Below are 23635 nucleotides of genomic sequence, written 5' to 3'. Positions count from 1 at the left end.
CTCGTTGCTTAATATTGACGAATTTGCCGGACAACAACACCCAGCAGCCGATCAGGTCCTCCCCACACTCCCTCGCCACCACACATAGACAGGTAGCGCACGCGACCACCTACACGGAATGCCCGCATTAGCACATATGCGTCGGCTTCTCTCGCAATCACAAGATCGTCATGCAACGCACAGCTTCGCTCTTCCGCAATCAGCACATCGCCTTCAATGATGGAGCCCGTACATCCCTCGCCAGCGCGCACTTCAACAGCGAAAGCACAAGGAGAAAAATGGTCAGGGGATAGTCCAGCCAAGGCGGGGCTATCTAGCCCCATTTGCAATGGTCCCAAGTAGTTTACATGCATGACGAACCTACGAAATTTCACCAAGGCGCAGAACAACGCGCCCGAGCACAGAAAATTCCTGCATCTTGTCGAACTTAATCATCTCGCGGTCATAGAGCTTATTGTCACTGATCAATAGCGCTGCACCGCCTGCGAGTCGCTGCAGCCGTTTGATGCGTAGCTCGCCACTGACCCAAATCAAAAAAACGCCACCTTGGGCGTAGCTTTGCTGATCAAGGTCAACGATGACCCAGTCATTGTCAGTAAGCGTTGGCTCCATTGAGTCACCGCGGACACGCACGCCTGCAAGGTGCACATCATTAATGCCTAGCTGTTCAATCGTGTCGTTATCGAGTTGAAAACTACCGATGACACTCTCGTGATCGAGAGCCCTACCCGCACCGGCAGCCCCCTCTACGTCGTAGAGAGGTATAGAAGAGCCTGAAATTGACTGCGGAAGCCCATTTGTGAAAGAGCCGCTTAGAGCTGTTTCGTCTTTTCCAAATATGAGCCAGTCAAGAGACACCCCGTATGTCACACAAAGTGACATACATTGATCAATAGGTATTGATCCTCGTTTGCGCCAATTACTAAGAGCGCTGGTTGATATGCCCAGAAATTTGGCCAACTGATAGTCGGAATCAACCCCTACCACCCCACGCATACGCTGCATGATAGCGTCAGTAATAGCTAACCTTTCGGGAAGAGGTAACGGATCGATAGCCATTTTTAATAAACCGTTAGTTTACTAGTACACGTTTAGTGGAATAGTATTCATGTCGTTGATGATTAACGCATTGAGGATACCCCATGCAGTCCCATGCTGTCCCCTCCCGACAGGCGAGAAGATACGCGCCCCGAGGCGTAGCGAAAGAAATGTTCGGGGTTAGATTTATGCCCGAAGAGAAACAGGCCATCGCCGCGCTCGCGCAAGAAGAAGCGCGCACAGCCAGCAGCATGGTGCGGCTCTTAGCACTGAAAGGCCTTGAGCAGTACAACAACCAATCGCAGCGGACACATTAAGACATGTACCACGATCCAGCTCTCGCAAGAAAGAACAAGGTCACTGTGTATCTGAACGCACATGAAGAAGCGTTTATTGAAGCTGCCTGCGCCCTATATGGAACATCAAAAGCTCAAGTGCTGCGCGAACTCGCGTTGCGCGAAGCAAGAGACGAGTTCGGCATCGTGCCGGGGTCAGCCGTTAAACCGCGCCAGACAGCAGTCACTCACGGCTAACGCCGTGAGCATTGGGATAAGGATAACCGTTATTACACCGTGCAAAAGGGGGCGGACATGAGCAGTAAACAGCCCAGCGGAAGCATGGTTATCGATGCAGAGTTAGCTTGCGTACTCGATCGAGTATGCGAGCAATGCGGATTAGAAGATCGCGAGCAGGCGCTGAATATGCTGCTACAACGACGCATCAACGGCTCCCTGAAGGGGGCCATCGTCGGAGGGCCGAAGCGCCCTGAATTAACCGTTATAAAAGGGGGCAAACAATGAAAAAGACAGTTCAACGCCGAGAAAGCAGACACGCCCCCGCTCCCGGTGTGCGTATAGAAGACGCCCGGCGAAAGAATGGCCTGCGCCTAACATGCCCCTACTGCGGTTTTTTCGTCAGAGTGCGCACCAGTGAATACATCTCTGAAGCGCTAATATCAGGTCTTGTTGAGTGCCAGCGCGCCACGTGCGGATGGCGCGGACACTTCACTTTTAACATCACTGAAACGACGCAAATGTGCGAATTGCCCGGCGCTGATGATGTCCGGCTGGGTATCAAGCTGTCGCCGTTCTTAGAGCGCAAGCTGGCAGCGAAAGCCGCTCAAACGAAAACGCCAGATTTATATAACAGCCCCACCATTCATTAACCGTTAACTAACCCGTTTTTTAGCGCGCCGATTATGCGCGCTCTCCAAACTCGTCTCTACGAAAGGAAAAACGCCATGCCCACCACTGTTAACTCAATCCAGCGAGATACCCGAAAAATGGCCCCCGCCGATGCAGCGCTAACGCACTACCTGCGCATGCCCGAATCCGGCGACGTAGAAGGCTGCATCAACAGCTGCATAGAGCAATTGATCGTCGAGCACGGTTTGAGCCGTACCGAGGCAGAGCGCATTGCCATGCAAGCCTACGCCGACAATCGGTGCATTAACCGCCGCGAGTGGCTCGACATAGATCGATCAACGTCCAACTTGATCACCATTCAAACAACGACCGGCCCAATTCATTTCACCGTCGCTGACGTCATGCACGCGATGGAGCGATATCGCGCAGAGAGCACGGTGCATTAATGAGTCGCGCGACCGTACTCCCAGCCTCCGACGTTGGCCGTCAGAAGTTCATCGCACTGCGCGATGAGCTGCGAGCGCGCCATCGAAACGATGACATAACGCAGGTATGGGATTCGATGATGCAGCGTGAGCGGTCTGTCGTGTTGAAAGCGGCGGATATTTCGCCACGCCGCAGCATCGACGGCATTGAGCGCTTCAACAGAGAAGAAGTAGCGGCCATTCGCGACGCCATTGGCCGCATGGGACGTTTTGCCAACGGTCTGAAGGACCGTTGCCAAAGCGCCCCCCATCCGAGCGCCTCACTCGCCACCGAAGCACGAAAGGCGCTGGACAGCGGGGATATCGAATCGGTGAAACACTTTCTCGCACTCATTGAGGCCATGGCATGAGTTATATCGAACAAGCCAGTTGGTACGGCACAGCAGAGTGCGAGCTATTTCGCCGCCGCATCTTCGAAAGATTCCCGTTGATTGCCGATGATTTAGCGCGTGTGTATGTGGCGAAAGCGAGCTGCGGAAAAAAAGGATATGTCGCCGCCAACAACTGGCTGCGCCAAATACCGGAGCGACTGATCTGCGGGCCATGGAACGTTACCCACGACGATGACGCTCTGATTGATCACGCGGTAGCCCAGGCACGTATCGTTGAAATGGCATATGCACGCGCATATGGCGAAGACACTAAAAACACTGTGCTGGTACCGAGGACGTTGCCACTCATTACGCCGGTGGCATCAATCTCGATGCGTGCTGTGTTCCTGCACCGCGTAGTGAATATTCACCGCACTGCCGGAATGCGCCGTGCCGTGGCAGTCGGTGAGCGCCTTTGTCGGCGGCATCAAATAGAAGCCCCTGCCGCATCGCTGTCATTCTCATCACGGCTCGCGCGTCTCATGTGTTCCCGATGGTGGCGTCGCCGGTTGCGCGTGCTTTCTGGCCGCAGGATTGAGCAGCTAATGCGCGACGTTGGCCGCGTTCATAAGCGCGCCGGTGTTTACGCATCAGATTTAAGCCTCGCTAAGCGCCGCTCACAGAAGGTGCGCAATAACGCACTGTTAGAAGCGTTCGTAGCAATCAATCAGAACGGCGAGCAATACACGCTCGCAGAGCTGTCCGAGCTGGGGTTGGCCAACCCTTCGCACCGCTATTCAGAAATGATGCTGCGTATCCGCGATACCGAGGCCGAAGCGCTGCGCCTTGGGCATCAGGGGCTTTTCTTCACTTGGACATGCCCCAGCAAATACCACCCAGTCAATTCGGGCTCATGCAAGCCCAACCCGAAATATAACGGGGCCACGCCGCGCAAGGCACACAAGTACCTGACCAAGCTGTGGGCCAAGGTGCGCGCCAAATTTGGTCGCGAAAATGTTGGCATTTACGGGATGCGCGTGGTCGAGCCACACCATGACGGCACACCGCATTGGCACCTAATGCTGTGGGTGAAGCCTGAAAGCGCCGATTACGTCACGCAGGTGATGCGCGATTACGCGCTCGCAGAAGATGGCAGTGAACCGGGGGCCAAATATCACCGCTTCGACGTTGAGAAGATCGAGCAGAAAAAAGGCGGAGCCATTTCGTACTTGGCCAAGTACGTAGGGAAAGGCGTTAACCACACCAAGGCTGGCGACGTAGACCAGTATGGCAATGACATTGCTACGGCCGCTAATCGCATCGAGACATGGGCGGCAACGTGGGGCATTCGCCAATTCCAGTTTGTTGGATTGCCCAGCGTCAGCGTCTGGCGCGAGTTGCGCAAGATAAACGAGCGTACCGAAGACGAATTCAAGCAGTGGCAGCTCATCTTTGATTACGAACCCGCGCACAGCGAATTTACTCGCCGCTTAGTTGCAGCATGCGATTCCGGCCAATGGGATCAGTTCATGCGGTTGATGGGCGGTCCCATGGTACCGATGAAAGATCGGCCCGCTCGCTCGTGGACAGTCGACCGACCAGACACCAATCGACTGGATGCGAAGGCGCGCGGCCAGTACGGCGAAATCGTGAAGGCGACATTCGGCGTGACGATTCTTGGTGATGAATACCTGACCAGATTTAACAGATGGGAGGTGAAGCATCGTCGAGAGCTAGCCGTTGGGGAAGCGTTTAAAGCCGCTGAAAGCGGCGCGGGGGTTGGGGTTAAGCGGGCCGCAGGCTCGCCTTGGATTCATGTGAATAACTGTACGCGCCCATTTGGGCCACCTCCGGTAGATGCCAACGAACGCATCAAAATCATGGTGAATAACCGCTGGGAAGAGCTGCCCGCATGGCGAGTCGCCGAGAAAATCGACGATTACCTGCTCGACTCACATCACATGCAAAAAATCAGCGAGCCACAGCCTCTTTCTGAGGATGACAAAGCGCTCCAGGACCAACGATTCCACGACTTTGTGACCTCTGCAGAATACCGAGCAGAGATAGAGCACGCCGAGCAAGAGCACGAAGAAATTAAAGCCATCATTGCGCAGCTGAATACGGCACATGCGCACCCTGATCAACCGAACGACGACAATTGGGACGAACTAAGAGAGGTACTTTTCTAATGCCAGATTTTTGTGATCGAGCACAGAGAGTAAGCGAGCAAAGCCTGACAAGGGCTCTCGCCGCTCACCGGATGAAAGATCAGATAGAGCATCACGGCGAATGCATCGACTGCGGAGAGGAGATACCCGCCCAACGTCGTCGGGCACTCCCTTACGCCCGCAGGTGCGTCGAGTGTCAGCACATCATCGAACAGCGCCGCCGCGCTTATCACTAACAGGGAAACAGGAATGAGGAGTTAGCAGCGGATGATGCGAGCGACTAAACGCGGTACCAGGTACGCACGCACCGCGGGAGTTTTGTGCGCCGATCCTAATTTCAGGCTCTACCTAGACAGGCGTGCCCGCCACAAGTTTGGCGCGACTGTACCGGATGGCACACACACCGAAGATGATGCAGCACGTTGGCTACGGCGTGCATGCAAGGTGGAATCTAGGGCTGCGATTGATGGGAACCCTTCAGCGGTGCGGGAGCTAGTGGCAATACGGGCTAGGTTCGAGCACTGGAAAACATCAGGGTATTAGAAAATGGGAATCCGGTACCTTACAATCGAAAAGTTTGCGCAGGAAACTGGCTATAGCGAAGAGGCTGTCAGATCAAAGATGAAGCGTGGCCAGTGGAAACTGGGCAGTGAATACGTCAAAGCGCCAGACAACAGAATATTGATATCCGTGGAAGGATTCGAAGCATGGGCGACCAGTTTCCAGAAGGAGTCAGGCCGAGAAGCAAAACGACCATTCAGATCGACTTCTACTATAAGAACCAGAGGTGCAGGGAGAGCATCAAGCTTGAGCCCACCCCCGCTAACCTGAAAAAAGCGGCCCGCCACCGGGCCGCTATTATTTCGGCCATTGAAAATGGAACTTTTGACTACGCAGTGACGTTCCCCAAGTCGGCAATGGCGAAAAAATTCATTAGGCAGGATAGGCTAGATAATTACTTGCGACTTTGGCTTGAAGAAAAAGAGCCGACCATCAAGTCGAGCACCGCGAATGACTATAGAAAAATCATTGAGGGGCACTTAATCCCAGCCTTTGGTCACTTAATGCTACTGGAATTGAAGCGCAGCCACGTCAGAGAATTTGCATCTATACTGCGATGCTCAAACAAACGCATAGCCAATATTTTAAGTGTGCTAAGAGCGGCTCTTGATGATGCTATGCATGACGAAAGAATAGAGCTTAACCCCATCGCAGGCTGGCATTACCGGCGACAAGAGGAAGTGAAACCAGGAGAGACTCTCAAGGACAAGCCAGACCCATTCACCAAGGACGAGCAAGGGGCCATCTTGGCGGCATTACCGCCAGCAGGCCGCCCACTTATACAGTTCGCCTTTTGGACAGGGCTACGTACGTCTGAGCTTGTGGCGCTTGAGTGGCGAGACATCGACCTTGATAGAAAGCGTTGCCGCGTTGAGCGTGCGCTAACACAAGCAGCCAATGGCCGAGTAGAAATGCCTAAGACTGCTGCAGGGACACGCACAATCGACCTGCTACCGCCGGCAATCGAGGCGCTTCAAGAGCAGTTCCAGTTGAGCTCTACCCACGAAAGCGGCAGAGTGTTTCTTAACCCACGTGATGGTAAGCCTTGGACTGGCGACCAAGCATTGAGAAAGACGCTGTGGACGCATGCCCTAAAGAAAGCCAACGTGCGATATCGTCGTCAATATCAGACACGTCACACGTATGCATCCATGATGGTGTCAGCTGGGGAGCCACTGGCTTGGGTATCACGACAAATGGGCCACAGTAGCGTGACTATAACCGCACAAATTTACGCCAGTTGGATACCGATCGAGGGAGAAATCGTAGGATCAAAAGCAATAGATACATTCTGGAAATAGTCACAATATAGTCACAAAGACTCATAAGTTATTGTTTTATATAAAATGCGTGCGGGTTCAACTCCCGCCGCCTCCACCAAACATTGAAGGCCGAGCGCACAAGCGTTCGGCCTTTTTGTTTGTGTGATCGATGCGGTTCGGGCGACCTGATTGAAGCTAAGCATTGTGTCAGCTTAAATCCCAAAGCTGGTGATCAGTGCATGATCAGGCCACCATCGACGGCGTACTGACTTCCAGTAACGTAAGAGGCGTCGTCCGAGAGCAGAAATAGCGCAACAGCAGCGGCTTCATCCGCGGTGCCTGGGCGCCGGAGAGGCACCTGGCTAACGACAAATGTTTCGAATCCGCGCTTGGCTTCGTCCGATAAAAAATCTCGGAAGTTGGTTTCAATGGGGCCAGGAACAAGAGTGTTGACACGGATGCCTCGTGGAGCAAACGCTGCGGCCCAGCTTCTTGTGAGTGCAATGATTGCCCCCTTGGTTGCCCCATAAAGGCCTGTAGCGGTTGCTTTCTCGTATGCCGAGCTTGACGCAGTGAGAAGAACTGACGCCCCGGGGGTCAACATGCTTGATAACTTGGCCATCTGCAGGACCGGCCCTTTAACATTCGTAGCCATCAGCGCATCGAAAGAATCCGCATCCACTTCCTCGGGCATGGCGAGTGAAGCAGATGCCGCATTCAGCCAAAGTCCATCCAACGGCGCATGCGCTTTGACCTGCTCAGCCAGTGCTGCGCTTGCATCAGGATCAGAAGCATCGTTATAAATGACAGTAGCGCTGCCTCCCAATTCTTTCTCCGCGGCTTGCAGCCGAGCTCTGTTAAGTCCTGTCACGATGACCTTACCGCCCTCGGCCACAATACGCCGCGCTCCAACAAGCCCTATCCCACTGCTACCGCCCGTGATCAATAGGGTCTTATTCTTGAAACGTCCCATGACTATTTCCTGAGGCTATTATTTGGCGACCACTCATTCTCGATGTCGACTCATCATAGACGCTCGCAAATCCTTCTCCAGTCCGACCACCATCGCGAACCACGCTACAAATCAGTCTCTGGCACGGATTGATTTGATAGTGGTTCGCTTAGTGAGTCTGCTCCATGGCCAATCGAATCCATATTAAGTACTACCCTTCTAGACAGCCAAGATGCCGCCATTGGCAGAGATCACTTGAGCGACATTTATCGAGACCACCAATATTTACTTCTGGATCACTGCTCGCTGCCACGAGAACACCGCAGCGAAAAGGGTCTCCCAATGTACTCAAAAGATTGCAAGCTAATCGTTAAGAAACTACTTCAGTTAAATGCCTCGATTTGGTTCATTGCACTGTCTGCTCACTATCATCAATACCAGTTACTTCCTATAAATTAGCGATGCTCATAACAGAACACACTATTAATAGACAAAAGTAGTACTGACGTTATTGAACATTAAGGAATTATTCGTAAAAACGTGATTTTAAATAGCGAAATACTATTGGCGGCCAATCAATACCGGATATATCTATTTAAAGGCTATAAGCAAAAACTAAACGTCGTACACCAGCACAGGATGAACTAGATATGAAAGAATTAACTACTGTCGAAACTGAACTAGTCGCAGGCGGATTTTCGCCGGCAGCCATCATTGACGGGCTTTTGGGCGACAGTTTCAGCAATTTGGGTGAATTTTTGGGCGAGTCCGGTGTTTCGCTAGCAAAAGACGCTGTTCACGCAGGCTTGGACCTCGCCGGTACTGTCGTAAAAACAGGGTTCGACATCATTGGCGGTATTTTCCCATCGGGAAGTACAGAGGAAGAGTAACGCAACTTCAATTCACGATTGACGTATTTACGCACATATCGAGGTCGACATGAAAGAACTCAGCCATACACAAATTGAGTACGTGGGCGGCGCCGGTTTCATCCAGGACGCGGCAACAACCGGTGGTTCTTCCATTGGTACGCTGATCGGCACTGCGCTAGGAGGTGCCCTGGGAGGCGCTGCTCTCGGCATCGTGGGAACCATCATCCCGGTGGTAGGGAACACAATAGGTGCCACGTTGGGTTCAACGGTTGGCAGCGGCATTGGGGGCTTCATCGGAGGCGAAATTGGTGAAGTCATTGGCCACAACGGTGGCGGATTTGTAGAAGGCGTTGGCGAAGGTCTCCTCAAAGGAGTCTTCAGTAAGTAGAAGAGCCATGCCTCCCTTTTTTAGATGATATAACGACACCCGCAGACAAAAAATTATTGTAGGCGGGTGTCGATTTTCGCAAGAAAATTATCGTATCGCGTCTCATTCACCATCACGCTAATGAATAGCACGCAACCTTTGTCCTTATTTCTAGCGATCTACTAACTCCTGCTGAACATATTACTTCTCAGTGCAGCTGTCATGTATTAGACACGACTATCAATATTCCACATTTTGCTATAAGTCACCGCCTTGTTAGCGTCAGCTAATAATATTAGCACGCTATTATTTGTATAATACTTTCATCGCACGACACATCGATTTTGGCCGGTCGCCCTTCCGCATGTGCCAAGCCAATAGATACACGCGACACGTATGACCAGCATCGCGTGCAAGCTAGAGTGTGTAATTAAAAAACGAAGGGCTACCGCATCAACGCGACTACACCACGACGAACTGATCCTGGTTGATATCGGCCATGCTCAGGCCTACCAGCTCTACGCTATTATCACCGTAAGTCAGAGTAATGCCGTTGTCGCTGGTATCGAAATGCGACACTAGGTTGTTATCGTTCGAACCTTCAGCGTCCATCACCACGATTCTATCGCTATCGGAAAAGTCGAATATCTGATCGTGGCCGAAGTCGGACACAAACAGGAAGGTATTGTCACCTCCACCGCTATAGAGCTGATCATCTCCTGCCCCGCCGACAATCGTAGCATTACCGTGCTCAGAAGCTCTGATGACATCATCGCCTGCGCCACCAAACGCCCACTGATCGTTGTCATTGAGGGTTATGTCATCGTTGCCCACTGAACCATGAGCAGTTTCGGCGTAGTCGACATGTTTGCGCCCGTTGTAGCGATCCTGCTCGAGGCCACCATCGGTTACTTGGTACGACACATCCTGCGGTATGAACAGGAACGAGCCGTCCTTGGCCTTCAGCCCCTGAACGTCGTTCGACACCGTAATGCCGCCGTGGCTGTCGAGGGTATACAGCGTAGAGCCATCGTAGGCGATTTGGTAATCCTTGCTCGCCCCATCGAGATCGAGGGTGTTATAACCGCTGCCACCTTCGATGATGTTATAGCCGCCGCCACCGCGGAAGGTGTCATTGCCACCGAATCCTTCGAGATAGTCAGTGCCGCCGTTGCCCTGAATCAGATCGTCGTGGTCGCTGCCCAAAATAAAGGTCGGCCCAGAGCGCTCTTCATGACCCAAGTTAAGGTCTCTGATCCAGGTAGTTTTGGAGGCGGGCTGAGACAGCTCGCCGACGATGATGGTCGAATCCTGATAGGTCTGATCGTAGAACGATGAATTGATAATCCGGCTAAAACCATCCTGATAGGCAATAGGATCATGGGCCAGCCAAGAAAGCAGGTTAACGATCGATTCAGTGATACCGCCCAGGCCTGATGCGTAAAAGTCGTTGAAATTAACGATATTGTTCGCCGATTCGGGCGTTGCGGTATCGGGGCTAAAATTAGGTAGCAGTGACGCTAATCCGAATTGATTTCCAGGCAGCACCTGAAATACTGGGTCATTCTCGTACCCCAGGTTGAATACCTTGTTACTTTCGACGGGAGAGGCGAAGCCAATGTACTGAGAGTCGGCAAAGAAGCCTTGCCAATCTTCATTGCTGGCCGCTGCCATACTATTTACGGCAAGCCCGCCCAAACTGTGCCCAGTCACCAACACATCGCTACCGTCCAGGCCATTGCTGGAAGCGTAGCTGGCAACGTGTCCGAGCAAGTCACCAAACGCGTTGGGTACGTACTGCGTCCACTCACTTCCTGCTTGAAGATCCTGCAGCGCATCGCTGATGGTGTCGGGAATCAACGTCTCACGGGGGCCAGTGGTACCGCGGAAGGCAATGCCGATCTGGGTAAGCGAGCCATTCTGGTCGTACTTCCCTACCACTTCGGCTTCCGCCGCATAGTAGCCCAGCTTCTCACCATGATAGGTACCAGCACCATCTACAGTACCGTGATACCCCAATTCTTCAGGCGTAATGAGACGCCAACCGCCATCCTCAAGCTGTTGCCGGCTTTGCGCTTCTGCATCGGGGTTCCACGGCAGTTGAGGCAGAATACCCTGGGAGTTGGCGTCACCGAAAATCGCCGTTAGCAAGGTTGCGGGCAGTCCCAGGCCCCAGCCATATTGTTCGTAGCCTTCATGCCACCCTTGCGAAATGTTGTGGTACGAATAGCCCATTAGTAGTAGCGCATCGTTAACGGAATTCGCAGATGGCGTGAAATCCCAATGCGAGTTGGTGGAATCGAATATCCCCATGTTCTTCTCTATTTGTAGGTGAGGCCAATTGTCGTTACGGAACACGTTGCATGCTCCCCCGCTTTCCCTTTTGCAAAAGGAAATGGCGTAGCCGTAAAGTGCTGGTCTACGCGGCAACGACACGTGGAATTTCGAGTAAACGTGATCCACACGCGGCCCTTTTCAGCGGGCAGCGCGGGCAATAACCTAGCGGTCTCTAATTGTTACGGAGTGGTAGGAGGCAAGCGCCCATACCACGGGCACGGATAGCTACCAAAGCGAAAATGTTTTATCTCAGTACTGAAGAGCGAATCCTGGAGTGCCCTCAATAAGCGAATGGCACGCTCTCCACGCTTGTTGATGATGTCGACGTCATAGCCCGCTAGAAGCATGAGCTGTGGCAAGGCAACGCTCAGCGCCGCCACATGTGCTATTAAGCCGACAACTGCAGAGCATTGTTTTTTACCTCTGACTCAGCCGGAATTCTCGCCATCAAACGCTGCTGAATGGCTTCCAATGCAGCGGTATCCTTGTCACCCGAGCGCACTACTTTGAAACCGGGACGCGGTGCGCGACCACGTTGATTGGCCCAGTCAGCAGGCAGCTCGGTTGCTGCTACGTTAGAGAAGAATCCGCGGGATCTACCGTTATCGGTGAAGGATTCGGAATAGAGGTTGGCGGCCAGCAGCATGTCGTAGCTGTCCAATTCCAGGTGGTAATAGGTAACTTCGTTTACCTCTTCCTGGAAGATGGTATGGCCGTTGATGAGGTCCATTGCGCGAACCAGTACTTTATCGATAAAGATATGGTGCCAAGCAGACACGCTGATATCGCGATTGGGCACGCCATCGGCGATGGCGTTAGCGCAAATCTTGACTGGCAAGGTATTACGTTTGCCCCGTGCAGAAAAACTCCGCAGCTGACGCAGCGAGCGATACCCTATCCATTTAATCGGCTTAGGCCCCGAGCGCGTATCAACGATATCCCCTTGTTGCAGTGTTTCGATGGGGACATCACCACCAGGCGTACTGATGAGCGTTCCCTTGGTAAAGCAAACCGCGTTGTCGACTTCGCTCTGAAGCTGGTCTAACGCCTTGTGGATCTGATCGTTCAGTATCCCATAATCGTTGTCCATGACATGCTTCGCCATGTCGTTGATAGAGCCTTGCACGCTTTTCAGGAAGCCCTGCTTCTGCTCGTCGGAAAGCAGACCACTGTTCATGACGGTGTCGATGCTCGACTGAATTATTTTGATATTTGCGTACGTTAGAGCACCGGAGGCTGTACCGACTATTCCGTTTATCGCACCGGTAATTGCATCGATCGCGTCGCCTATAAGAGACATCTTGCATTCCCACCTTGCACATCATGATTCTATAACGAATGTGAATGCTATTTATAAAACAAAGGAATATGAATGCCACCTATTGCCTATTTTTCAAAGATGCCCTCGCGTGGTAGTAACCTCTACGTCGGACGACAAAACTGCCCAGCGTGCTCGTCATTCGCCACAATAAGAACACCGCCATCTGCCTAAAGCGCCGTAGCAGCCTTCACGTTCAATGCAAAAAGCCCAGCACAATCGCGTGCCGGGCTTTTTGATTCATGTATTCCATACGGTGATAGCACAAGGTTCAACTGATCAATAAATGATCGTTTAATTAGCTTCGGTTATACCCGCTTTTCATTTGCATGATGATGCCGCCCATTTCCAAACGTTTGGCGGATGCCCAACGTCAAGTAGATAAAGCAGGGGGCATTGTCGGACATCTACTTATAGCGGTGACCAAGGGGCTTGAATGAATCCCTGACGCGACGAAGACAGCAACACGTAAAAAGCCACACCTAATGGGGCGTGGCTTTTCGCTGTTACAGCGTTAACTATGCTGATCAAGGCCAAGATAACGCTAAAAGGCGATGATCATTGCAGATCGGAATTATTTGTCGCCAAGGCCGGATAGCTTGTCCTTGGTCGAATTGTATTTATCTTCAGCTTTTTGTTTAAGATTGCTCAGGCGATCGTGGTCGCCGCTGTCCTCATCGCCGGAGGACGTAGCTTCGTTACTGTCGCCATCGGCATTGTGCGTGGCATCTTTCTTGAAGTCCGATACCCGGTCGCTGGCCTGCTGCTTAGCGTCGGATATTTTGTCCTGAGCCCGATCCTTGGCGATCTCCTCAGGTGACTTGGTAGCCATATCCTTGGCGTCATTTGCCTTGCTCACCATAGAGCCAATATCAGCGAGCGCTGGAGTGGAAGCAGTGGCGCCAACGACAAACGTGGAAAGAAGCAGAGCGGTGATATTCTTGTGCATGGGAAACCAAACCTTTTCTTAATATGTAAATAGTGGGACTCCCGTTCGGTATATGGGTTCACTCATCCACTATTGTCGTCTGCACCGCCTTCATACGCGTTTATCACTGCGGAGTAGCTGCACTTTTGTGCATAGGGCCGAGCCATCAGCGGCCACCACTTCTTCATAAGCGTTACTTGAACGTCACGTCTACCGTCGCGGTGGCGTTGAATCGACCTGGCTTGGGCGACGACGAAAGCCACTTGAGACCCGCCTGGAAGGTGTTCTTCACTGTTGTGCCGTTGATCATGCCTAGCTCGACCGCCGTATTCATATTGATCGGCGCCGTCGAATTGGGCGGCGTAATGACAATGCCAAAGCCACTATCGCTGCTTGGCATAATGGTATTCTGGCTTTGCACCGGATTACTGGTGGAGAAGCTAGCCATTAGTGTTTCGCCACGGCATTGCTGGCCGCTTTCCTGCGAGTCTAACGATGCAGTCACGCTAAACGGTAGCCACTTCTCCACCGCACCAGTCTGCACGTTACGTCCCAAAGGAATGCGGCCAAAATCAACGACATTGCCGTTGTTGCCAATCACCGTAATCTTGGGATTACACGAAACAAAGCGAATATTGCCGAGCCCCGAGATGTACTCGTTAAAGTTGGCGTCGCGCGTGGTGGTGTTAAGCCCCAGCACCCCATCCACCTGAAACACGCTGTAGGTGCCGCTATTGGTGATGCGACCGCTGGCTGGGGGAGGATTGCCAGTGGCCTTGATATAAATGCTGTACGTTACCGTTATGGTTTGTGGCTGAGCACACCGGCGAAAGAGACCACGCCGCTCCACACAAAACTGCCAGCCAGCAGGCCCACGAGTACCAGGCCCTATATCAGTACGACGCTGATTGGACGGATTGATATCGACACTTTGGTAGGTCACCCCCACTTCGATCGAATTGTGAATACTCTTCAGCTGCGACCTTGGATCCCAGTACAGGTAGGCATCCTCACCCTGTGGATGCAAGTCAGTGTCGTAGCACACAAAGGTGGCCGTGTAGGTGGGCGAGCGCCACAGCAAGGTGCCGCGTTCAGTGGTAGAGGGGACGATAACCTCGCGATCCAGCGAAGTTACGTGACGCGTATTGCCCCGATATCCACCTTCGAAACACGACAGCGCCCAACTTGCCTGCGAGACCAGCAACAGCATCAGCACGCTGATCCCGCGCAACACACATTGCTTACTCATTAACGACTCTCTCTTTAGGTTGGCAAAGCGCTGTCGCTCTGTCGTAGCCCGCTGTCGCGGATGCCGGTTGAGCGGCTAACGACAGCTGCAGGTCACACTGTTGGCGAGCGTCTTCGCCCCACCGTACTGTTAACGCCTGACCGTCGCTCACACCTGTGATGAACGCCTGTCCATTAGGACCAACAATTCCCTGGGAGCGACCATCAGCGCCAAATACATTGGCCCCTAACGGAATAGGCGAACCGTCGGGAAGATGACCATCCACCAGCACACTACGTCCCGAGCGTGTATCGAAACTCGCTCGCACCACCGCACCTCGCGTGGGCACCACATCGAGCGTGGTGTTAGGCACGTCCAGGTTGGCACCAATATCTTCCGATTTGAGTGCAACATGATCGCGGCGATAAGGTGCTGAACCGCCTACCAACGCATAACCACTGCGACCAACTTCGATACCCTGCTGGTTCTCGATACGAATACCCTCAGCCCCTAGCGCATCCACCAGCACGGTGGTCGATTGCAGCGGCTGCCCCAGCGTAATGCCGCCACTGTGCGCCACCACCGAGCCGGCAGCGCCCAACGATGCCTGACGATAATGATTACCGTAGGAGTAACCGCCATTGATATCGCCAGCCGACCCTTGGTAGTCCGCGTTAACGGAGGCATTATTTCCGCCACCCGCGTTATGTCCCGCTTGCGCGCTATAGCTGAGGCGGTTGTCCGACAGCGCTGAACCGCTAACGCCGGTTTGAACTGCATTACCGTTGATATTCGAATGACTGGCATACGAATTCATGTACATGGGCGTACGGCTTGCCGTGCCAATCGGGATGGAGAGATTGGCACCGATAATACGTTCGCTATCGGTAAACCGGCCGCTGGAATACTGGAAGTACAGGCCGTAGCTCAGCGACGAAGCGTGGCCGTTATAACCCACCTGCCAACTGCGCTGACTGCGCCCCTGGTGCCAGTAATTCTGGGAGGTCCAATTGGCGTAAATCTGGTCGTTGTTCCACAGGTTTTGCGTTACGGCTAGCTGAAGCTGCGAGCGCTTATTATAGAACTGGCTACTCTCGAGCGAGCGTCGGCGCTGCTCGGTCCAATCGGGAACACCTACAAAGTTGATATCGTGATTATCATCGTAATCATACTGGTAACGGCCGTTACGCCATTGCGCACGCTCGGCGGCCGCGTCGGCGAAATCATAAAAATGCGACGTCGAATAACGGTGTCCAATCAGGCGGAACTCGGTGCCCCAGCCGTTAAGAGATTTGGAGTAGAGAAAGCGCAAACTTCCACCGGTATTATCTTCGCCATTCGCGATGGTGGTAGAAGCGACCGTCAGATCGAGCGACATGGCGCCCGCCAGCCCTAGCCCTTTGCCGACTCCTACGTTTGCCGCACGATAATGTTCAGCGACCAATAAACCACCGAAAGGCGTGGTGTCATTGCTCAGCCCACGTCCGACCGTCATCTGTATAAACGCAGGATGATAGTCATCCAGATAACCGCCATTGCGGTATTCGCCACCCGTTAGCTGATAGCGCCAGATACCTTTGCGCAGCATATTGGGTACCGCTGAATACGCCTGCGTGAAGCTGTGTACTGAGCCGTCCGCCTCGATCACGCGCACCAGCAGGTCACCGCTCAAACTGCTCGGTGTTATGTCATTGATTTCAAAAGGACCAGGCGCGACATTGGCGGAATAAATGGTGAAGCCATTCTGCTTGATTTCGACCCGCGCGTTGGACGATGCGTTACCACGGATGACCGGCGCATACATTTGCATGCTGTAAGGCAACTGATCGTCGTCGCTCGATAGCTGTGCTCCGCGAAAGCGGAAGCTGTCGAACACGTCGCTGTTGGTATAGGTATCCCCGAACTGTAACCGCGAGCGCCACTGCGGAAGATCGCGCTCAAGGCTATTGCCCAGTGTTTGCCAATGCGTGCCGTTACCGGTGTAGCGGGTCACGACAGAACGATTGCGATAGCGCCACGCCCCTACGTTGAAGCCGCTATTCAGACTCAGGTAGTAGTAATCCTGATTCTTCTGATCGGAGTATTGGTTGCGAGTCGCGGTAACGTTGTAGTCGAGCAGCGCGGCCGTAATACCCTCGTCCCACAGCTGAATAGGCACGCCGCCACGCGGCAGTTGATCGAGGTGCACCTGCGCAACCGACATATCAATGCGCTGAGTACCCGCGTCGTAGGTTATCCGTGAATCACTGAGCTGAGACGCCAATGCGAAACACTCAGCCTGGTCACCTTGCACTTCTCCTACACGAACACCGTAGCCACGCAGCCGCTTAGCAGACAGGCAGGGCTGCACGTTTCCGGCACCATCTCGCACAAAGGTGATATCTGCACGATCGACCTGTTCGCCGTTCAAATACAGGCTGAAGGGATAAGTACCCGGCAGCAGGCTATCGCCCTTCTCTACCGCCTCTAGCGCCGACTTGTCTGACCCGGCACGTAGGAAGGACGCGTTGAATTCCTGCGCGGCGAAACTTGAGCCAGCAGTGACCAACAGCGACACGCCCAGCAGCAGAACAGGCACGCGAGGACCGTACAACCAATGTACGTGGCACAAAGGTGTCATGAGCACGAAGTCCTAGCGGTGCGTCAGCAGAATCGACTTAAGCTGCGAATAGCCGCCGTAGTCGTTGATGTAATCGATGTCGAAGGTGCCCGACAATGCCGCTTGAGCGGCTGATCCGCTAAGCACTTCAATCGTTTCGCCCGGGCCGACCATGTCGTGAACAAAGGCGCCAATGGCCTTGTGTCCTTTGGGGGTCAAAGTGGCGAAGGTGATATGCAGGGTCGAGGGGTTGTAAACGTAGAGCGACTGCCCCTCCCGCTTCCACTGCAGCGAATGCGCGGCCTTGTCCATATCAGCGACCATACCGGCGGGACGATAGAACAGCTTGATGCGTGACCGAATCGCAATTTGCAGCACATTTTCCTGATGCGATACCGGTGGAATTTCCTGCACATTGATCCACAGCAGCGACTCTTTGTCCTTGGACAGGCCGGTACCGGAATAGATAAAGCGCACGGAGGATTCGCGCCCAGGTTCCAACTTCATCAAGGGCGGCGTTACTACGATGGGTAACCCCTTCGGCATTTCGGATTTATCGCCAAGGTCGAGCCAGCTTTGCACCATATAGGGACGCGATGCCTCATTTTTCAGACCCAGCGTGGCGGCCTTTGCCTCACCGTCGTAGATCACTCGCGTCGCCTGCACTTGAATTGCCGCAGTTGCAGAATCATGAACTGACAACATCGCCAGCATGGCAAAACCGGCGGTAACGTGTTTTCTCACGAACGACATGAAGCCACTCTCCACACAATTCGAAATGCCGAGGCTTATGCCCCGGCAACATGGATTAGCGATATTCGATGGCGAAGGTAGCGTCGGAGTCCGCTTTACCCGCAGTTACTTTGTCCTGGAAAGACTTGTAACGCGCTTTCAGGTCAACAGTCGCTTTGCCGTCATCGCCTACCTGTACCAGCGCGGGATCGCTGATTTCCTGACTCACCGGGAAGGTAGCGTTGCTCAGATCAAGCACTTCGATACCCACGCCCTCAGCGCCACCGTCTTTAACGGCCAGCAGATCAGGACGGCCAGCGGGGCTGTTGCCATCAAAGCGGATGGTGTAGTTGCCAGCGTCGCAATTTTCCAGATTGATCTTGAACGCTTTGGAGGTGCTTACCGAGCCAGTGCTAGGGAACTGGCTAGTCGGCCAACGGCCCAGATCAACGGTCTGATCTTTAGTGTCGGTAGTTACGTTACAGGCCGACTCGACCAGTTCGCCGGTGAAGTGCACGGTACCTGCAGCAGCCATAGCCTGCTGAGATGCCAAAGCACCAGAGAGTGCTAGTGCCGCCAGTGCGATTTGTGTTGCTTTCATGTTAATTCCTCACAGAAATCATAAAGCTTGTTAGTTCTTCGTCAGGAGGAGTGAAAAGGATGATCTCCTGATTGCCTTTTCTTATGGCGACGCGGATTCTTCATAATGTTTCACAATTGGTCAATATTGATATTTAAGCTAGCCAACTAACGATTTACCTGTAAAAAGATTCGTGAGCTATTTTTTAACGCGTTAAATATCTGTTATTAGGACGACAAGGCGAGCGGTAAAAGAGGGGCCGAAAATCCGCTCAACATTTGAACTTAATCGCTGCTTAACCCAGAACCTGAGCGGGATTGTCGGGAACCGATGCGACGATTCATCACCGCAAAACGCGGGCATACGAAGTCGTCACAGAGAGGAAGAGATGGAGGGTAAATGCTCGAATAGGTCCATATACGGCAGGGAATAAATTTCATTACGGGTAAACTGACTAAATCGAACCACGCAATCAAAACGGTAAAGAAATGTGGCACGAAGCGTCTTATGGCGTTGTCCTAAGCGACCAGCCGGCGCTCACTGCTCGTCATTGCGACGAACCAATGAAAAATCACCCTAATAACAATGCGTTATCGAGCATCGGCAGCCAGAAAGAAGTAGATTGAGCGGCCAATCAACGACCGCTCACAAGGCATTAGGCTAGCGTGTCGGCAGAAGGTTCTTTAGCTGCCGCCAGCACCATGGCCAAACCTAGCGTGGCAGCAATGCCGCCGATCAGGAACGCGAAAGAATAGCCGAGTCCGCCCACAAATAACCCCACCAGCGGGCCAGTAAGCCCGTACGCCAAATCCTGAAACGCGGAAAAACCACCCATCGCGGTACCGCGGAGCTGCGCGGGCACGCGCTTGACCACCTCGAGCCCCATCGCAGGGAAAATCATCGAGCAGCCGAGTCCGGTCAGCAGTGCTCCGACCAATGCCAACCACTGATTAGTGGCGGCCCAGAGCAGGTACTGCCCAATGGCTTCTACGACCAGCGAGGCGTACGCCACTTTGAAGCCGCCGATACGATCAGGCAGGTGCGAAAACAGGATTCGGCTAATCACAAAGCCAACGCCAAAAAGACTTAATCCCATGCCCATGTGTTGCCAGTGCTGGGCGATAAACAGCGGTGCGACGAAGGCACCAATGGCGGCGAATCCGATGCCTTGCAGCAATACTGCGGTGCTGGGTTTCCATATGATCGGCAACACTGACAACAGTGAGGGACGTTTGCTGTGCGCTACCGGCACATCCTTGGGGATGACGCGCGTTAACAGAAAGCCAACTACCGGCATGGCAGCACTGGCCAGCATCACGCCGACAAACCCGGCTTGCGCATCGATCCACACCCCCAGTGGAGAACCCACAGCGAAGGCACCGTATAGTGCCATGCCGATCCATCCCAGCACGCGACCGCTGCGATGTGGGCCGGCCATCGCAAGCCCCCAGGCGACACCCCCGACCATCGCCATACTTTCACCAACGCCAATAATCAGCCTGCCCGTTAGTAGCACGGCGTACGCATGCAGCGGCGATAGACCAGCGACTGCCGCCAGCAAACACACCAAACCGCCAGCCACGTACAGCAACATTCCCCACCCAAGGGTGTATTTGCCTCCATGTTTATCAGCAAAAGCACCAAAATAGGGACGCGTGAAAATCGTCGATAAAAACGCGATGCCGATGCTCAAACCGCCCAGGCTATTACTCAAGCCGAGATGATGAGTGACGAATACCGTCAGAATAGGCAGCGGCAGCGCGATGGTAAGGTAGGTAAGAAACAGCGCAACAGCGATGCCCATAAGGCGCCGCTTGAACGTGTGATCGTCAGGAAGGGAAGTAGCTGACACGGGGCTTCTCCTTGATGTGGATAACACCACAGCAGCGGAGCAAGCACGCGTCATAAGCACGACCTGCCCCAGCGCAAGGCTGTGGAGAGGTGTGCGTTGGTTGACGTTAACGCTTACGAAGAGCGGCAGTGTACTAGATAGCTGGCGGGCGAATAAAGCACCTCTACCGCTGGGCCGCTGCCGTCTTCAGGACGTTGCTATCGGCCCAACCGGTTCGATATGCCACTGGTCGCTCTGTTTGATGGCACGGTATTCACCATGCGACGCACTTGCATTGGCTTCGTAGTAGCCGCCCTTGAAGGTGCAGCGAGTTGCGGAGGTGCACTGGAAATTACCTGCTTCGATATAAAGCGCGTCGCGGTGCTGCTGGGTTCGCGCACGCGCCCCCGTTTGCACCGAGGATAAATGACACGCGCTCTGCACCAACACCTTGCCGGAAAAACGCTGAGCCACGCCGAATAGCGTTGCCGCCGACGGATCACGAAGGGTATTGGTGGCTGCATTTTCATCGCTTACCGCTAAACAAAACGCTGCCGCCCCGCGCTTGAGTGATGAGCTGTTGTGCTCGATCAGATAAGCGTAAGCGGCAGCTTCCAACTGCTGCTGAGGAGTTTGCGGCGTGACAGCATAAGGCGCGGAGCTGCAACCTCCGATAGCGAAAAGTGCCAACGACAGTAGGATTTTATTGATCATGGTGGTCTCACTATGATGCGTACATCAGTCAAAAAGCACCTATGTGGACATGCAGTGGTGCATGCTGCCTATAGTAGTCCAATGACGGTGTAATCACCCCCACTCCTTCACGCACAAAAAACCCGCCTTCGAAAAGGCGGGTTAACGTTGAGCAATAACGCCGTGTGCGATCGATAGCCACGATGCACCGCTGCGCTCAACAAGCAAACATAGCGGCGTTAGTTCACGCTGCCAATAGCGCTTGATCGTCCGCTGGGGCAACGCCAGTCACATCAGCGGCGCTGGTATCAACCACTTCAATACCAAAGTCGCCCTGCTGCCAGTTGTGGATATCGAACTGGTGATGATTCAAGCCGTCGGTGCTGGCCAGGTCGATTTCCAGATCCTGCGTTCCTGAAAGCGTGTCGCTTGAAAGTGAGTAGGAAACATCGAAGGCGCCATCGCCAAACAAACCATCGCTCTCCAGCCCCTCGAACAGATTACCCTGCAGCACCTGACCATCGACGCTCAGCGTAGAAGCCGCCAGGAAGTCGGCATTGAAGTCTTCATCGATGGTGATGTCGTGCGTCTGGTTTTCTGGCAGATGCAGCAGCTGTTTGGCAAACGATACATCGTTGGTCTCAAAATTGAGGCTGATTCCCTCGTAGCCACCCTGCGGAGCCTGTTCTCCCAAGGTATTCCAGGTGTGCTCGAAATCGATATTGCTTGAGCCTTTACCCAGATCGACCACAAGACCGTCGCTCGGCGCCAGGATTTGATCATTAACGGTGATCGAATCCTTGTGATCGGTGAGGTGCACTTCTTCGATGTTATAGAGACCGTCCTTGAAGCCGTATAGCCCAATGCCGTTTTTCTCGATAACCGCACGCCCGTCGAAAGCGCCCTGATCGTCGAATTTCAGATGCACACCGTGGGAAAGATTATGGTAATCCACCACATCGTAGCCGCTGTCACCATCGATGACAGTCCAGCCGTAATTGCCTGAACTATTTTGCCAATGCGATGGCACGGTAATGGTGTCGTCTCCCGCGCCTGCATTGAAGGCGATAATGCCCTTTGAGAGGGTAATGTCGTCATCATTCAATGTGCCGACCTTGTACAGCCCGCTCGGTGTTAGCACGTCGGCAACGTCGTTGAAGATCGCAGTACCGATATCGGTCTTACCGGGAATAATGCTGCCGCCGCCGACTACGCTACTGCCGTAGGAATCGACATAGAAATCGCGCGCTGTCTCTGCCGCCTGGCGAATGGTCTCGTGACCAATCGCCAATGTGGTGAGATAGGTGGGTACTTCACCCACCAGCAAGGTTTCCAGCACATAGCCGACATCTTTCATTGAAGTCGACACTTCGGCAGCCGCAATCAGGTCATAGGTGCCGCTTTCCACCTTGAACTGGTTGGTATCACTGTTGGCAATCCAATCGTTGAAGAACGAGGTGTCGCCAAGGTACGAGAACAGTGCAGTACCGGCCCAAGGACTGTAGTTAGGCGCTCCGGTAGAAGAGGCGTCGGTGAACACTTCGGAGGCTGCTGCGCCCGCATCAATCAGACCCACATCGTGAATCGACGGCACCACCGCTGAAGTGGGCGGTGCGCTCGGTAGCGGCGCATCGGGATCGTTGACCAAATCAACGCCTAGCAGAGTTTTAGCGAAATTTTCAGCAATCTTGTCGGAAGCATTCTGAATACGCTCCTCCCAGTCGTCGGGCGTTTCGCCAGTACGTAGCTGATACTGAAGCTTGGTTTGATCGCGAATGTAGTGGGCAAAGGCGCCTTGATTAGAGTTAACCCCCTGTGCACCTGAAATCCAGGTGTAAACAGCGATGTCGACTCCTTCCGCCGGACGTCCCGGGTGATCGGGATCCGACAGCGCATCGACCGCAGCAGCATAAGTGGCCGGCCAGTCTTCAGCATTGGCGGCAGCCCAAATGGCAGCCAGCTTTTGTTGATCCTTGATTACGTAGCTCATGGCGGTTTTCTCTCGTTATCACTATGAACAATGGGCTACTGCCGAACGACGCGGCACTTTACCCCGAGGCAATGCAAGAAGAGCGCCGCGCTGATCGCACCGATAACTGCGAATATAATGGCTGCAAAACACGGCCTGTCTGACCATCGCATGCGTCCCCTTCATTTGAAGGCTAGTGCAGATCAGCACCAAGGGTTATGAATTATTCTTATTTGAAATGCCTCAAAGTGAGGTAAAC

The 23635-nt window shown here is 53.5% G+C and carries 24 protein-coding genes; 11 read left to right on the top strand and 13 right to left on the bottom strand.

What is annotated here, in order from left to right; all coding sequences use genetic code 11:
- Positions 1-8: 8 nt before the first annotated feature.
- Positions 9-323: a LexA family transcriptional regulator gene (locus R84865_RS08025; protein ID WP_435637151.1), complete on the bottom strand. Its 315-nt coding sequence runs from the start codon at positions 321-323 to the stop codon at positions 9-11.
- 37 nt (positions 324-360) lie between these two features.
- Positions 361-1059 (bottom strand): LexA family transcriptional regulator, encoded by a 699-nt coding sequence (locus R84865_RS08020; protein ID WP_435637152.1) that lies wholly within the window; start codon positions 1057-1059, stop codon positions 361-363.
- 167 nt (positions 1060-1226) lie between these two features.
- Between R84865_RS08020 and R84865_RS08015 the strand changes: the two genes are divergently transcribed.
- From R84865_RS08015 to R84865_RS07975, 9 genes are all read left to right on the top strand, one after another.
- Positions 1227-1355, top strand: a complete 129-nt coding sequence (locus tag R84865_RS08015; RefSeq protein ID WP_435637153.1) for a hypothetical protein — start codon at positions 1227-1229, stop codon at positions 1353-1355.
- A 3-nt stretch (positions 1356-1358) separates the two neighbouring features.
- A complete protein-coding gene (locus R84865_RS08010; RefSeq protein ID WP_435633238.1) occupies positions 1359-1571 on the top strand; it encodes a hypothetical protein in 213 nt (70 codons plus the stop codon).
- A gap of 57 nt (positions 1572-1628) precedes the next feature.
- On the top strand, positions 1629-1838 hold the full coding sequence (locus R84865_RS08005) for a hypothetical protein (RefSeq protein ID WP_435637154.1): 210 nt from the start codon (positions 1629-1631) through the stop codon (positions 1836-1838).
- The gene (locus R84865_RS08000; RefSeq protein WP_435637155.1) at positions 1835-2203 is read left to right on the top strand and encodes an ogr/Delta-like zinc finger family protein; all 369 of its coding nucleotides are present in this window, start codon (positions 1835-1837) and stop codon (positions 2201-2203) included. The genes R84865_RS08005 and R84865_RS08000 overlap by 4 nt, the downstream gene beginning before the upstream one ends.
- 75 nt (positions 2204-2278) lie before the next feature.
- A complete protein-coding gene (locus R84865_RS07995; protein ID WP_435637156.1) occupies positions 2279-2629 on the top strand; it encodes a hypothetical protein in 351 nt (116 codons plus the stop codon).
- On the top strand, positions 2629-3018 hold the full coding sequence (locus R84865_RS07990; RefSeq protein WP_435637157.1) for a hypothetical protein: 390 nt from the start codon (positions 2629-2631) through the stop codon (positions 3016-3018). Before R84865_RS07995 ends, R84865_RS07990 begins: the two co-directional genes overlap by 1 nt.
- A complete protein-coding gene (locus R84865_RS07985) occupies positions 3015-5168 on the top strand; it encodes a replication endonuclease (protein WP_435637158.1) in 2154 nt (717 codons plus the stop codon). Before R84865_RS07990 ends, R84865_RS07985 begins: the two co-directional genes overlap by 4 nt.
- Entirely contained in the window at positions 5168-5383 is a 216-nt protein-coding gene (locus tag R84865_RS07980) for a TraR/DksA family transcriptional regulator (protein WP_435633232.1), read from the top strand. Before R84865_RS07985 ends, R84865_RS07980 begins: the two co-directional genes overlap by 1 nt.
- 471 nt (positions 5384-5854) lie before the next feature.
- Entirely contained in the window at positions 5855-7009 is a 1155-nt protein-coding gene (locus R84865_RS07975) for a site-specific integrase (protein ID WP_435637159.1), read from the top strand.
- 193 nt (positions 7010-7202) lie between these two features.
- On the opposite strand, the gene R84865_RS07970 is transcribed toward R84865_RS07975, so the two are convergent.
- Entirely contained in the window at positions 7203-7943 is a 741-nt protein-coding gene (locus R84865_RS07970) for an SDR family oxidoreductase (protein WP_435639352.1), read from the bottom strand.
- A 629-nt stretch (positions 7944-8572) separates the two neighbouring features.
- On the opposite strand from R84865_RS07970, the gene R84865_RS07965 reads away from it, so the two are divergent.
- Both R84865_RS07965 and R84865_RS07960 read left to right on the top strand, forming a co-directional pair.
- The gene (locus tag R84865_RS07965) at positions 8573-8812 is read left to right on the top strand and encodes a hypothetical protein (protein WP_435633229.1); all 240 of its coding nucleotides are present in this window, start codon (positions 8573-8575) and stop codon (positions 8810-8812) included.
- Between the two features lie 49 nt (positions 8813-8861).
- Complete coding sequence (locus R84865_RS07960) at positions 8862-9182, top strand: hypothetical protein (protein ID WP_435637162.1); 321 nt, start codon at positions 8862-8864, stop codon at positions 9180-9182.
- A 441-nt stretch (positions 9183-9623) separates the two neighbouring features.
- Here R84865_RS07960 and R84865_RS07955 read toward each other — a convergent pair whose 3' ends face one another.
- From R84865_RS07955 to R84865_RS07910, 10 genes are all read right to left on the bottom strand, one after another.
- Positions 9624-11474 (bottom strand): polyurethane esterase, encoded by a 1851-nt coding sequence (locus R84865_RS07955; protein WP_435639351.1) that lies wholly within the window; start codon positions 11472-11474, stop codon positions 9624-9626.
- A 412-nt stretch (positions 11475-11886) separates the two neighbouring features.
- Positions 11887-12675 (bottom strand): Hint domain-containing protein, encoded by a 789-nt coding sequence (locus R84865_RS07950; RefSeq protein WP_435639350.1) that lies wholly within the window; start codon positions 12673-12675, stop codon positions 11887-11889.
- A 715-nt stretch (positions 12676-13390) separates the two neighbouring features.
- The gene (locus R84865_RS07945) at positions 13391-13765 is read right to left on the bottom strand and encodes a hypothetical protein (protein WP_435633225.1); all 375 of its coding nucleotides are present in this window, start codon (positions 13763-13765) and stop codon (positions 13391-13393) included.
- Between the two features lie 172 nt (positions 13766-13937).
- The gene (locus R84865_RS07940; RefSeq protein ID WP_435639349.1) at positions 13938-14993 is read right to left on the bottom strand and encodes a fimbrial protein; all 1056 of its coding nucleotides are present in this window, start codon (positions 14991-14993) and stop codon (positions 13938-13940) included.
- Positions 14986-17592 carry a fimbria/pilus outer membrane usher protein gene (locus R84865_RS07935; RefSeq protein WP_435639348.1) on the bottom strand — a complete coding sequence of 869 codons (2607 nt, stop codon included), beginning with the start codon at positions 17590-17592 and terminating at the stop codon, positions 14986-14988. Before R84865_RS07935 ends, R84865_RS07940 begins: the two co-directional genes overlap by 8 nt.
- Positions 17593-17604: 12 nt before the next feature.
- On the bottom strand, positions 17605-18324 hold the full coding sequence (locus tag R84865_RS07930) for a fimbrial biogenesis chaperone (RefSeq protein ID WP_435639347.1): 720 nt from the start codon (positions 18322-18324) through the stop codon (positions 17605-17607).
- A gap of 55 nt (positions 18325-18379) precedes the next feature.
- Positions 18380-18904 (bottom strand): fimbrial protein, encoded by a 525-nt coding sequence (locus tag R84865_RS07925; RefSeq protein ID WP_435637169.1) that lies wholly within the window; start codon positions 18902-18904, stop codon positions 18380-18382.
- Between the two features lie 634 nt (positions 18905-19538).
- Positions 19539-20735 (bottom strand): arabinose transporter, encoded by a 1197-nt coding sequence (locus tag R84865_RS07920; protein WP_435639346.1) that lies wholly within the window; start codon positions 20733-20735, stop codon positions 19539-19541.
- A 186-nt stretch (positions 20736-20921) separates the two neighbouring features.
- Entirely contained in the window at positions 20922-21428 is a 507-nt protein-coding gene (locus R84865_RS07915) for a hypothetical protein (protein WP_435639345.1), read from the bottom strand.
- A 223-nt stretch (positions 21429-21651) separates the two neighbouring features.
- Complete coding sequence (locus R84865_RS07910) at positions 21652-23397, bottom strand: hypothetical protein (RefSeq protein ID WP_435632475.1); 1746 nt, start codon at positions 23395-23397, stop codon at positions 21652-21654.
- Positions 23398-23635: the final 238 nt, after the last annotated feature.

The sequence above is a fragment of the Carnimonas bestiolae genome, assembly GCF_051251145.1.
GTDB classification, from domain to species: Bacteria; Pseudomonadota; Gammaproteobacteria; order Pseudomonadales; family Halomonadaceae; genus Carnimonas; species Carnimonas bestiolae.
The sequence above is the reverse complement of the archived record's forward strand: the minus strand, read 5'-3'. Positions and strand labels throughout refer to the sequence as shown.